This window comes from Marinobacter salsuginis, from assembly GCF_009617755.1.
In the GTDB taxonomy this organism is placed as follows: domain Bacteria; phylum Pseudomonadota; class Gammaproteobacteria; order Pseudomonadales; family Oleiphilaceae; genus Marinobacter; species Marinobacter salsuginis.
The window spans coordinates 773717-786027 of the sequence record NZ_BGZH01000001.1 but is presented as its reverse complement, the minus strand read 5'-3'; the positions used below and the strand labels follow the sequence as shown (position 1 = coordinate 786027).

Sequence of the window (12311 nt, the reverse complement as noted above, 5' to 3'; positions counted from 1 at the left end):
TCATTCGATGGTTTTGTCAGCCTTGATGGCGAGCATGGATACAAAGTTGAAGCACTGGTACCAGACCACCACATCATTGAAGCCCGCTGCCAGAAGTCGTTCCTTATGGGCCGCCAGTGTCTCCGGAATCAGGACCTGTTCGATGGCCGTTCGCTTCTGGCTGATTTCGAGATCCGAATAGCCGTTGGCACGCTTGAATTCGTGGTGCAGTCGGGTCTGAATGGCCTGCTCGTCCTTCGACTCAAAGCGGATTTTTTCTGACAGAATCAAAACGCCGCCGGGGAGGGTAGCATCCGCAATTCGTTTGAGCAGGCTGGACCGCCTTTCCGGATCCACAAACTGCAAGGTGAAATTCAGCGTGGTCACCGAGGCGTTGCTGAGTTCGGTGTCCAGAATATCCTCGCACCTGAGGGTGACAGGGAGGGCGCTGTCGTCCAAAGCAATGTAATGCTCGCAGCGTTCGATCATGGCGCTGGAGTTATCCACGCCGACAAGGGTGCAATCCCCATATGAGATGCCGTGCCGCATCGCCAGGGTCGATGCGCCCAGGGAGCAGCCCAGGTCATAGCAGTGGGAGGCTGGCTGGGCGTATTGTTCGGTGATCACCTCGATCATCGGAATGATGGTGGTGTAGCCCGGCACGGACCGGCGAATCATGTCCGGGAAAACCCTTGCCACCGACGCGTCGAACCGGAAATCCTCGGGTCGGCGTTCTGTGGCAAACAATCGGTCTGTCACCTGCTCGGGTGGCTCCGAAGGCTTGCGGGGCTTAACCATTGGAGTCTGTTGCCTCCGGAGAGGGTGGAACCGCAGGGCCTGTCGGTGACGGTCGGGAGCAGCGCACGCCCCGGTTCTTGTAGTCCACCAGAATGCCCCGGAACGAGGGGTCTACATCGGCGGCAATTGCCAGATAGCCATTCTCGCAGACCGCATGCAGTTCCGATGCCTTGGGTGACATGCGGAACGGATCGTCCTCGGTTACATGTATGGCCTGGAAATCGCCAACCGGCATGTGATCCTTGTTGTCGCTGTGACTGATCTTGCCGCTCATTTCCAGCGCAAGAACGGTTCCGATTACCGCAACCAGTGCGGTCACGATCAGGCTGCGGACGGTGTAACGGGCCTCACTCTGGCTCATGCCTACCTCGAATCAAACGAATTTAAAGTGTTACTCAGTATTGCCCCGGCACCGTGATGGCCGGAGACTGCAGGGCGGATAGTTGCTCCCGCAGCGAGAGAATCTGGTCTGACCAGAAGCGTGGCTGGGCAAACCACGGAAAGAAACGCGGAAACGCAGGATCATCCCAGCGCTTTGCCAGCCAGGCGCAGTGCGCGATCTGCCGGTAGCACCGCAGCGGCTCAATCAAGTGGCGTTCTCGACGATTGAAATCACGGAACATCTCATAACCTTCGAGGAGTTCTCCGAGCTGGGCCCCCCGGTCGACATCGTCTCCGTTAAGGAGCAGCCACATGTCCTGGATAGCAGGCCCCGTGCGGCAGTCGTCCAGATCTACGAACAGCATCTGCTCGTCCCGGCACAGGATGTTGCCGGAATGACAGTCGCCATGAAGTCGCAGAGTTTCTACCGGGCCGGCTTCATCAACCCGTACCGCACAGAGCCTTTGCAGGTCGGGGATCAGGCTGTCCCAGGCGGGCCTGAGATCCGCTGGAATCCAGTCGCCTTCAACCAGAAGCCGGTTGCTGACTTCAATGCCCTCAAGCAGATCCATGCCAGGGCGATGGGCAAATGGTTTCTTGGCGCCAATGTTGTGAATCTGACCCAGCCACTGGCCCAGGCGGTAGAGAGTGTCTGTCACGCTGGTATCGGGCGCCTGTCCGCCACGCTGTGGAAAAACCGTGAACAGGAACTCACCATGGCGACCGAGCGTATCGCCCGAAGTGAGCTTCATTGGTGCAACAACCGGAATGTCTGCCTGCAGAAGTTCCAGGGTGAAACCATGCTCCTCCTGGATTGCCTCTTCGCTCCACCGACCCGGCCGATAAAATTTGGCGATGACCGGCGCGCTATCGTCCAGACCCACCTGATAAACCCGGTTTTCATAGCTGTTCAGGGCGAACAGCCGCCCACTTACCGCGAACCCGGCCTCTTCCATGGCGTCCAGGATAGTATCGGGCGTCAGGGAATCGTAAGGGTGGGTGGATGCAGCGAGTGAGGAGTCATGGGTCATAAAGGGATGTTTCAGAGCCTTGTGTCGTATTTGGATTTCATGGATTGCAGATGGTACCAGTTTTCATCCAGCTCCGAGTCCATGAAGGCCTCGCGGAAAAAGACATCCACGTAAATTTGGAGCCAAGTATAACCGGTATCCGCAATCGAGTAATGGTTCATCATGAAGTCACTTTTCTGAGAGCGCTGAGAATGGGGTATGCTCTTTCGCTGGGCAGTTGAGTGAGGGCGAGTGAGGGTGCAGAAAGAAATTCTTGAAACACAAACCGTGGTAATCGGTGCCGGTGTGGTTGGCCTTGCTATCGCCCGCGCCCTTGCGAGTGCCGGCCATGACGTGATTGTTCTGGAAAGCGCTGGCCGGTTTGGTGAGGGCATATCCTCTCGCAACAGTGAGGTCATTCATGCCGGCATCTATTACCCGGAAGGATCACTGAAGGCGGAACTTTGCGTTGCAGGCCGACAGCGGCTTTACGAGTACTGCCAAACCCGCAAAGTCGACCACCGGAAGTGTGGCAAATGGATTGTGGCAGCCGATGAATCGCAGAATGGAAAACTCAAGGATATTCAGGCGGCCGCGGCCCGCAATGGCGTTGAGCTGACCTTGCATGACGCAAGCCGGATCACATGGGAAATGCCGGAAATTCGCGCCAGCTCCGGTCTCTGGTCGCCGGAAACCGGCATCATAGACAGCCATGGACTGATGCTCTCACTGCTCGGCGAGCTCGAGGATGCCGGCGGCCAGCTCGTTCTCCGGTCACCGGTTGAGGCCGCTGAATCGGACAACCGCTGGCATCGTCTCCACGTGGGAGGCGACCATCCGCTGACTCTGAAAGCGAAAAACGTCATCAACGCCGCCGGACTGGCTGCTGTGCCGCTTGCAAAAAACTGGGCCGGCTTGCCTGATGAACACAAACCACGGCAATGGTTCGCCAGAGGTGTTTATTTTAGTTATAGCGGCCAAGCACCCTTCGAAACCCTTATCTATCCGATTCCGGAACCGGGCGGCCTGGGAGTCCATCTCACCCTCGACCTCGCCGGCCAGGCACGCTTCGGTCCGGACGTGGAATGGATCGAAACGGAAGACTACACCGTCGACCCAATTCGCCAGGAAACCTTCGTCAGAAGCATCCGCCAATGGTGGCCAGGGCTCGACCCGGCCCGACTTCAACCCGCTTATGCCGGCATCCGCCCCAAGCTGGCGGGACCTGACGGCGGCTTTGCGGATTTCCGAATCGATGGACCTGAAGATCACGGTTTGCCGGGGTTGGTTAACCTCTTTGGAATCGAGTCGCCAGGACTAACGTCCTGTCTAGCAATTGCGGATTTTGTTCAGACAAAGCTGGATTGATCAACTGAATCTGAAGTGTGGGCGTTGGGCGGGGTAGCCTTCCCGGGATTGTAGAGGGCCAAGGATGGCCCGAAACAAGCGCACATGGATGTGCTCGTAGCGTATCCCGGGAAGGCTGCCCCGCCCAACGCATGCTCCAAAGCAGAATTCTTAAGAACTAACCGGGCGTCCGAGCCAAAGCCCAAACCTGAATCTCCCGAGCCCCAGCCTCCCGAAGAACCGAAGCCAACATCCGAACCGTCGCCCCCGTCGTCACCACATCATCCACAATGGCTACCCGCTCAGGCACCACCGACGTCACCTCGAATACCCCGCGAAGATTGGCCAGCCGCGCCTCCCGGTTCAGCTCTCGCTGTGCCCGAACCCGCCGGACGCGCCGCACCAGCCCGGTAGCTACAGGAATGTTCAACTGACCCCCGATGGTCTCTGCAATGTCCTGGGCCTGATTGAATCCCCTTTGGCGCCGTCGTCGCGCATCCATGGGTGCCGGTATCAGCGCCAACGGCTTCGGCATGCTGCCATCCTGTAATGCTTCTTCAAGAGAGTCCGCAAAATCGGACATCAGGGGCCGACCGAACTTACGTTGGCCATTGTATTTGTAGCGGCCAATCATGCCGTCCAGCGGATACTGGTAACGCCAGGGAACAAAAGACATATCGAAAGGTGGCGGGTGCTTCAGGCAGTCGCCACACAGCAGCTCCGAGGACGGAAAAGCCAGGGGCAGGGCGCAGCAGCGACAGTGCCAGCGGTTAACCGGCAAATCGTCCCGACAAGGCTGGCATAACCCATTGAAAGCGTTGGAGGAGAGGCACGCGACACATAGCCCACCGTGCCTGACGCTGTTAACCTTTTTCTCCATGAAGGTTGACAGCCAGTTCAGTCTCTTTATCATCTGATTCATCCGTAAACCCAGAGACCGGGAAAGGTTAACAGGACTTTTACATGACCGCTACAGAACTCCGCCACGACTGGACACTGCAGGAAGCCCGCGAGCTGTTCGAACTGCCCTTTAACGACCTTCTGTTTCGCGCCCAGAGTGTGCACCGGCAGCATTTTGACCCGAATGAAGTGCAGGTCAGTACTCTGCTGTCGATCAAGACCGGCGCCTGCCCGGAGGATTGCAAATACTGTCCCCAGAGTGGTCATTACAACACCGGTCTCGAGAAAGAGAAGCTGCTGGAAATCGAAAAAGTGGTGGCTGAGGCCCGTGCCGCGAAAGAGAAGGGCGCATCCCGGTTCTGCATGGGCGCCGCCTGGCGCAGTCCCTCCAAAAAAGATATGCCCTACGTGCTGGATATGGTGAAGCAGGTCAAATCCCTCGGGCTTGAGACCTGTATGACGCTGGGTATGCTGAAAGAAGAGCAGGCGGTCGAGTTGGCTGACGCCGGGCTGGATTACTACAACCACAACCTGGACACGTCCGAAAAATACTATAGCCACATCATCACCACGCGGACCTATCAGGACCGCCTGGATACGCTCGATAACGTTCGCAAGGCCGGCATGAAAGTTTGCTGCGGTGGCATTATGGGCATGGGTGAGGATGAGGATGACCGGGTAGGTCTCCTGGTCCAGTTGGCAAATCTGCCTCATCATCCCGAGAGTGTGCCGGTTAATATGCTGGTAAAAGTGAAGGGCACGCCCATGGAGAACGTCGAGGATCTGGACCCGTTCGAGTTCGTCCGGATTATTGCGGTGGCGCGGATCATGATGCCGGCATCTCATGTTCGTCTGTCAGCTGGCCGTGAGAACATGAATGAGCAGATGCAGGCCCTGTGTTTCATGGCTGGCGCCAACTCGATTTTCTACGGCGAGAAACTGCTGACCACCGCCAATCCGGAGGCGGATGCCGATATGCTGCTGTTCAAGCGTTTGGGTATTCGTCCTGAGCAGCGGGAGCAGTGCGCTTCTGAGGAACAGGAAGAGGAGGCGATTGCCGAAGCCGTGGAGTATGAGGCGACGCGTCACATGTTCTATGATGCTACGCGGGAATCTGCCTGAGCTTAAGGAGAGTCGCTGAGCTCGGGGGAGCAGCCCTGCACGCAGCCTGCCCAAGCCTTCGGGTATCCTCAAGGCACTCACTCTGATTCGAAGCGTAACGGTTAACCTGGAGCGATGCTCGTGCGGGACTTTGCCCTAGAACTTGAAGAGCGGAAACAGGCCGGTCTGTACCGGACACGTCGGCATGTGACGGGTCCCCAGCGACCCTCGCTGATTGCGGACGGCAAACCTTTGCTGTCGTTCTGCAGCAATGATTACCTTGGTCTTGCCAATCACCCCGCCAATATCGAGGCCCTTCGTAATGCGCTTCCTGAAACAGGGCTCGGGGGCGCGGCTTCTCATCTGATCTGTGGTCATCACGATGCCCACCACCGGTTGGAGCTTCGTCTGGCGGAGTTTACCGGGCGCAGTTCAGCACTGTTTTTCTCCACGGGTTACATGGCCAATATGGGGGTTATTTCGGCGCTGGCCGGGCGGGGCGATACGATTTTTTCGGATCGGTTGAATCACGCATCCATCATTGACGGCTGTATCCTGAGCCGGGCCCGGGTTCGGCGTTATGCCCATGGTGATGTGCCAGCGCTGGAGGCGATGCTGGCGGAGACGTCGGGGCACAAGCTGGTAGTGACCGATGGTGTATTCAGCATGGACGGTGATGTTGCGCCGCTGGCGGAATTGGCCAAGGTCTGCCGGGCCCACGATGCGTTACTGGTTGTTGATGATGCCCACGGGATTGGAGTTCTGGGGCCCGAGGGTCGGGGCAGTGTTGCGGAGTTGGGGTTGTCGGAGGAAGACGTACCGGTGCTGATCGGCACCCTGGGCAAGGCGGTCGGCACCAGCGGTGCATTCGTGGCCGGTCCGTCGATGCTGATGGATTATCTGGTTCAGAAGGCCAGGACCTATATCTATACCACGGCGATGCCGCCGGCAATTGCCATGGCAACGATTTCGAGTCTGGATCTTATTGAACGGGATCAGGGGCGTCGTGACCATGTAATGGGGCTGGTGTCCCGTTTCCGTCGCGAGGCCTCTGCCATGGGGTATGAATTGATGCCGTCGCGTACGCCGATCCAGCCGATCATGATTGGCGACAATTACGGCGCGCTGGCGCTCAGCCAGGCCCTGGAGAAGCGGGGGTTGCTGGTTTCGGCGATTCGCCCGCCCACGGTTCCGGTAGGCGAGGCGCGGTTGCGGGTTACGTTCAGTGCCGCGCATTCCCAGGAGGATCTGGACTGCCTGCTGGGGGGGCTTTCAGAGTGCCGTCACCTGCTTCAAAAGACGGACGTTGCGATATGAGTTCCGCCATCGTCTGTCAGCGCCTGATAGTGGTTGCCGGGTGGGGTGTCCGCGCAGAGATGCTGTCGAAGCTGTACGGCTACTGGCCCGGGGACGTTGTGCCGGTGTCGCTGGACGATGAATTACTCGCCCGTTGCGATTCTCTCTCGCAAGTCACGGATGAACTTTTGTCGCTGTACCCGGAGCCGTCCGTCTGGATGGGGTGGTCTCTGGGTAGTCAGGTCGTGATGGAGGCCGCAGCGCGACAAACCGGCTCGGTATCCTGCGCCGTAACGCTGGGTGGGTTTCCGAAGTTTGTTGCCGATGACGGCCGGCCCCATGGCATGCCGGCAGCGGACTTCCGGGCTTTCGCCCTGGGCATTCGCCGTGACCCTCAGCGGTACTGGCTGCATTTCCTGTTGTTGATGATCAACGGTGCGTCGAACGAAAAAGACGAGCGACAAAGTCTCAGGCCCTGGCTCGAAAAAGGCACCCTGGTTTCGCACGAGCACCTTAGCAAGAGTCTCGCGTGGCTGGAAGCCGGGGATCAGCGGGCACTATGGCGTTCACTCGTCACCCCGGCTCTGCATGTGATGGGTGAGAACGATATTGTGGTCAGATCCAGAGCTCAAGATCTTTCACTTCCCGCCTCAAGTGGCCATGCGGTTGTCCCTGGCATGGCACATTGGCCCGGTGGATGCTCTGCCTCGGATTGCTGGGCTGCGATTCAGTCTTTCTTTGCCTCGCAAAAGGCACTGTCATGGGCGTTATGAACTCGCCGGTCGGCGCATCGGCCGGTGTTTCTGAAACCCTCAAATCGGATATTGCCCGGGGCTTCGGCATTGCCAGTGGCACCTATGAAAGCGCCTCCCGGCTGCAGCGTTTCATGGGCAACACCATGCTGCAAAAATTCCAGGCCGTCGAGCGCGAGCAACTTCATTCGACCACCCTGGACCTGGGTTGCGGCACCGGTTGGTTTACCCGCAAGTTCGCTGGGCTTGAGGGCATTGGGGTGCTGGCCGGGCTTGATCTCTCACCGGGTATGCTGGCGCAGGCCCGTGAGAACTCGCCTGCGGGAATCGGCTGGATTGTGGGCGATGCCGAGCACCTCCCTTTGCTTGATGACAGCGTGGACCTGATCTTCAGTAACCTCATGATTCAATGGTGTGATGACCCCCGTGCAGTGCTCCGGGAATGCCAGCGTATTCTGCGTCCCGGTGGATTCCTGATGGTCTCGACGCTTCTGGATGGCACACTGCGAGAACTGAAAGCGGCCTGGCACGCCGCGGACCCCGATCATCAGCACGTCAATCGCTTTGAGACCCACCTTGCCCTGCAGGCCAAGGTGGGGGCCGAGTTGCCGGATGCCGTTATCGAGAACCGTACAATAAGGCTGCCCTACGAGTCGCCGATGGCCCTGGCCGGTGAGCTCCGCCACCTTGGCGCGGGCTTCCGGGGCGCTGGTCGTCGCAGAGCTGTCACGGCGCCCGGAAGGTTGCGGGAAATGTGCAGGCATTACCCGAAAGAGCCGGACGGCACTATTATGGCAAGTTATGAGGCTGCCTGGATTTACTGGCAGAGACCACAGGAAGCGTTAACCGGGAAACAATAATGGCCAAGCACTCCTTCTTTGTAACGGGCACCGACACAGGGGTTGGGAAAACCCTGGTTTCCGCCGCCATTCTTCACGCGGCCCGGATCATGGGCAAGCACACCCTGGCGATGAAACCCATTGCGTCTGGTTGTGATCGGACGCCCGAAGGTCTCCGCAACGAAGATGCCCTGATTCTGCAGAACGCTATTACCGAGCCGCTGGCTTATGAGCTCATCAATCCGGTGGCGCTGGAACCGGCGATTGCCCCCCACGTTGCCGCCGAGCAGGCCGGACGTCACATAACTTCGGATCGCCTCGTCGGGTTCTGCCGTGGTTTGCAGATCCGTCCGGCAGACCTGCTGCTGGTGGAGGGCGCTGGCGGCTGGCGAGTGCCTCTCAACGATCGGGAAACCTACTCGGAATTTCCGCGCCAACTGGCCATGCCGGTTATTCTGGTGGTCTCACTCCGCCTTGGCTGCATCAACCATGCTCTGCTGACGGCGGAAGCCATCAGAAGTGATGGTCTGCGGTTGGCTGGGTGGGTTGCCAATCGGACAGAATCCGAGCCAATGAGCTGCGAGCAGGACACTCTCAATTACCTGGTGAACCACATGAGCGCCCCCTGCCTGGGTATCCTTCCCTGGCTGGAGCAGTCGCGGCCGGAACTGCTGGCCGGCTATCTAAATATCGATGGATTGTTTGAAAATTGACCATATGTGTGGCTTAATTAAGTCAATAAATGGTCACCAGGCAGCTTGGTCATGATCAATAACACTCTCGCAGTTGGAATTCAGGGCATTCAGGATGGCATGGTCGGCATGGAAAATGCCGCCCGTAAGATTGCCCGTGCTGGTGCTGATGGTCCCCAAGGAACCGCGGAAGGTGCGGGTAGCCTCGTCGAGCCCATTATTGATCTCAAGATTTATGAGCGCAGTGTTGAAGCGTCCGCGCAGGTGGTTAAAACAGCAGACGAAACGCTGGGAACGCTGCTGGATATCATGGCCTGATTTCTGAAAGAGCGCAGAGTTCGTGCTTTCCTCTCTCCCTCCTGTTCCTCCGCCTATACCAGCGGCTTCGTTTCAGGGCCCGGTTTCTCCGCGAGTCCAGGCCACGGGCCCAGTATCGGCAAAGCCGGAGGCGCCGACCGCTGGAGCCAGATCTGTTGAGGCTGCGGGCAAAGCCGAGTCCGCGCGGGAAAATCCGGACCCCGGGCCCCGCAGCGGGGAAGCCGACAATCCTCAGGGGCTCACAGACCAAGAGCTGAAACAACTGACTGAGCTGAAAGCGCGGGACCGTGAAGTTCGTGCCCACGAAGCCGCTCACCAGGCAGTTGGCGGCCAGTATGCCGGCGCCATGTCGTTTACCTATCAGCGGGGGCCGGACGGCGCCCAGTATGCGGTGGGTGGCGAAGTCTCCATCGATATCTCCCCCGTGCAGGGGAATCCCCAGGCAACCATTGAAAAGATGCGAATCGTCCGCGCGGCAGCCATGGCGCCGGCGGAGCCTTCCGGGCAGGATCGGGCCGTTGCCGCTCAGGCCATGCAGATTATGCTTCAGGCCCAATCCGAGCTGGCTGCCGAATCCGGATCCTCTCCAAGGGAGGCAAGCGATGCCTATCGCAAAGTCTCCGCCATGGGCGAAGGTGAACAAAAAGGCGACGAAAACCGCGCGTCATCCTTCGAGCCAGTGTCCGCCTGACCCCCGCCTTGCCAGGCACTGATTCCTGTAAATATATCCCATAGTTAAAGGTTACTTCTGCCCGGCATGCACTGTCGTGGCGCATGATCCGGTGACAGTTCGCAACACGAATTTTGCATCCGGCTATTGACAATTCTGTGCCTGTAAACGTATGTTTCAAACAAGTGTTTAATTAAGGCTGCAGCGCATTGCGTTGCGGTGTCTGAGCAAACCCAAGGCCAGAAGCTGTTAAACCCGATTCAGCTGAGACCGAGAACTGAGGTGGATTCCATGCCTGATTACAAAGCGCCCCTGCGTGACATCAAATTCGTTATGACCGAGCTGCTGAACAGCGAGCAGCATTACGCCAATCTAGAAGGTGCTGAAGACGCTACTCCGGATATGGTGGATGCCATTATCGGGGAAGGTGCCAAGTTCTGTGAGCAGGTTCTGTCTCCGCTGAACCAGGTGGGCGACAAGGAAGGCTGTACCTGGAGCGAAGATGGCGTCAAGACGCCGACTGGCTTCAAAGAAGCCTACCAGCAGTACGTTGAGGGCGGCTGGCCTTCCATGACCGCCGATCCCAACTACGGCGGCCAGGGTCTTCCGCATTCCCTCGGCCTGGTGATGAGTGAAATGGTCGGTACCGCCAACTGGTCCTTTGGGATGTACCCTGGCCTGAGCCACGGTGCCACCAACACCATCGAAGAGCACGGCACCGAAGAGCAGAAGCAGACCTACCTGACCAAGCTGATCAGCGGTGAGTGGACTGGCACCATGTGCCTGACCGAGCCGCACTGCGGTTCCGATCTCGGCACCCTGCGTACCAAGGCAGAGCCGAATGCCGATGGCACCTACGCCATTACCGGTACCAAGATCTTTATCTCTGCCGGTGAGCACGACATGGCCGAGAATATCGTCCACATCGTTCTGGCACGTCTGCCGGGCGCACCGGAAGGCACCAAGGGCATCTCCCTGTTTATCGTGCCCAAGTGCCTGCCGAACGAAGACGGCTCTGCCGGTGAGCGCAACGCCGTATCCTGCGGTTCCATCGAGCACAAGATGGGTATCCACGGAAATGCCACCTGTGTGATGAACTTCGACGGCGCCAAGGGCTGGCTGATCGGGCCTGAGAACAAGGGCCTGAACTGCATGTTCACCTTCATGAACACTGCTCGTATCGGTACCGCCATCCAGGGGCTGGGTGCCGCCGAGCTGGGCTTCCAGGGGTCACTGGCTTACGCCAAAGAGCGTCTGGCCATGCGTTCACTGAGCGGCCCCAAGAATCCGGAAGGCATTGCCGATCCGATCATCGTTCACCCGGACGTACGTCGCATGCTGCTGACCCAGAAGGCCGTCGCTGAAGGCGCTCGCGCCCTGATTTACCTGACTGCGCAGCAGGCTGATATCGTGCACAGCGGCAAGACCGACGAAGAGCGCAAGGCGGCCGATGAGGCGTTGGGCTTCCTGACGCCAATCGCCAAGGCGTTCCTGACCGAGATTGGTTACGAGGCGGCCAACCTGGGCATGCAGGTGTTCGGTGGCCACGGCTTTATCTCAGAGTGGGGTATGGAGCAGAACGTTCGTGACGCCCGTATCGGCATGATCTACGAGGGCACTACTGGTATTCAGGCGCTGGATCTTTTGGGCCGCAAGGTTCTGATGACCCAGGGCGAATCCCTGCGAGGCTTCACCAAGCAGGTTCATCTGTTCTGCAAGGAAAACGCCGACAACGAGCAGCTGCAGGAATTCATCGAGCCGCTGGCCGCCATGAACAAGGAATGGGGTGAGCTGACCACCAAGATCGGTATGTCCGCCATGAAGAACCGCGAAGAAGTGGGTGCGGCTTCCGTGGATTACCTGATGTATTCCGGTTACGCGGTCTTCGCCTACCTGTGGGCGCGGATGGCCAAGGTTGCACTGGACAAGATGGTTGAAGGCACTACCGAAGAAATGTTCTACAACGCCAAGGTTCAGACTGCGCGCTTCTACTTCAAGCGCATGCTGCCCCGGGCCAAGAGCCACGCAGAAAGCATGCTGGCCGGCGCCGACAGCCTGATGGACATGCCGGAGGAAGCCTTCGCCATCTAAGGCGCGGGCACCGAAGGACGGTTCGACAGGACAGGAAGCCCGCACTCCCCGGAGGCGGGCTTTTTTCGTGAGTTGCGGTCCGCTTTTAGGGTAGAATAGGCGCCCATAAAAATAATCTTCAGCGGACACATAGCCCG

General features: G+C 58.6%; 14 protein-coding genes. 9 read left to right on the top strand and 5 right to left on the bottom strand.

What is annotated here, in order from left to right; translation table 11 throughout:
• The 4 genes from cmoA to GJU83_RS03580 are packed head-to-tail and all read right to left on the bottom strand — an operon-like array spanning position 1 to position 2353.
• Positions 1-777 carry a carboxy-S-adenosyl-L-methionine synthase CmoA gene (cmoA, locus tag GJU83_RS03595; RefSeq protein WP_069183032.1) on the bottom strand — a complete coding sequence of 259 codons (777 nt, stop codon included), beginning with the start codon at positions 775-777 and terminating at the stop codon, positions 1-3.
• Positions 770-1138 carry a PA3694 family proteiin gene (locus tag GJU83_RS03590; protein WP_069183033.1) on the bottom strand — a complete coding sequence of 123 codons (369 nt, stop codon included), beginning with the start codon at positions 1136-1138 and terminating at the stop codon, positions 770-772. Before GJU83_RS03590 ends, cmoA begins: the two co-directional genes overlap by 8 nt.
• Positions 1139-1172: 34 nt before the next feature.
• A complete protein-coding gene (locus GJU83_RS03585) occupies positions 1173-2189 on the bottom strand; it encodes a serine/threonine protein kinase (RefSeq protein ID WP_153633715.1) in 1017 nt (338 codons plus the stop codon).
• Between the two features lie 11 nt (positions 2190-2200).
• Positions 2201-2353, bottom strand: coding sequence for a hypothetical protein (locus GJU83_RS03580; RefSeq protein ID WP_153633714.1), 153 nt, complete (start codon positions 2351-2353; stop codon positions 2201-2203).
• A gap of 73 nt (positions 2354-2426) precedes the next feature.
• On the opposite strand from GJU83_RS03580, the gene GJU83_RS03575 reads away from it, so the two are divergent.
• Positions 2427-3536: an NAD(P)/FAD-dependent oxidoreductase gene (locus tag GJU83_RS03575; protein ID WP_153633713.1), complete on the top strand. Its 1110-nt coding sequence runs from the start codon at positions 2427-2429 to the stop codon at positions 3534-3536.
• 157 nt (positions 3537-3693) lie between these two features.
• Here GJU83_RS03575 and GJU83_RS03570 read toward each other — a convergent pair whose 3' ends face one another.
• Positions 3694-4428, bottom strand: coding sequence for a ComFC family protein (locus tag GJU83_RS03570; protein WP_153633712.1), 735 nt, complete (start codon positions 4426-4428; stop codon positions 3694-3696).
• 50 nt (positions 4429-4478) lie between these two features.
• Between GJU83_RS03570 and bioB the strand changes: the two genes are divergently transcribed.
• From bioB to GJU83_RS03530, 8 genes are all read left to right on the top strand, one after another.
• Complete coding sequence (bioB, locus tag GJU83_RS03565) at positions 4479-5537, top strand: biotin synthase BioB (RefSeq protein WP_069183036.1); 1059 nt, start codon at positions 4479-4481, stop codon at positions 5535-5537.
• A 120-nt stretch (positions 5538-5657) separates the two neighbouring features.
• Positions 5658-6833 (top strand): 8-amino-7-oxononanoate synthase, encoded by a 1176-nt coding sequence (gene bioF, locus GJU83_RS03560; RefSeq protein ID WP_153633711.1) that lies wholly within the window; start codon positions 5658-5660, stop codon positions 6831-6833.
• Positions 6830-7585 (top strand): alpha/beta fold hydrolase, encoded by a 756-nt coding sequence (locus GJU83_RS03555; RefSeq protein ID WP_069183037.1) that lies wholly within the window; start codon positions 6830-6832, stop codon positions 7583-7585. Before bioF ends, GJU83_RS03555 begins: the two co-directional genes overlap by 4 nt.
• On the top strand, positions 7573-8424 hold the full coding sequence (gene bioC / locus GJU83_RS03550; protein ID WP_153633710.1) for a malonyl-ACP O-methyltransferase BioC: 852 nt from the start codon (positions 7573-7575) through the stop codon (positions 8422-8424). The genes GJU83_RS03555 and bioC overlap by 13 nt, the downstream gene beginning before the upstream one ends.
• Complete coding sequence (gene bioD, locus GJU83_RS03545) at positions 8424-9116, top strand: dethiobiotin synthase (RefSeq protein ID WP_153633709.1); 693 nt, start codon at positions 8424-8426, stop codon at positions 9114-9116. The genes bioC and bioD overlap by 1 nt, the downstream gene beginning before the upstream one ends.
• A 51-nt stretch (positions 9117-9167) precedes the next feature.
• Positions 9168-9413 (top strand): flagellar basal body rod C-terminal domain-containing protein, encoded by a 246-nt coding sequence (locus GJU83_RS03540; RefSeq protein WP_069183040.1) that lies wholly within the window; start codon positions 9168-9170, stop codon positions 9411-9413.
• Positions 9414-9435: 22 nt separating this feature from the next.
• Entirely contained in the window at positions 9436-10104 is a 669-nt protein-coding gene (locus tag GJU83_RS03535; RefSeq protein WP_153633708.1) for a putative metalloprotease CJM1_0395 family protein, read from the top strand.
• A 270-nt stretch (positions 10105-10374) separates the two neighbouring features.
• On the top strand, positions 10375-12174 hold the full coding sequence (locus tag GJU83_RS03530; protein ID WP_069183042.1) for an acyl-CoA dehydrogenase C-terminal domain-containing protein: 1800 nt from the start codon (positions 10375-10377) through the stop codon (positions 12172-12174).
• The last annotated feature ends 137 nt before the right edge of the window (positions 12175-12311 follow it).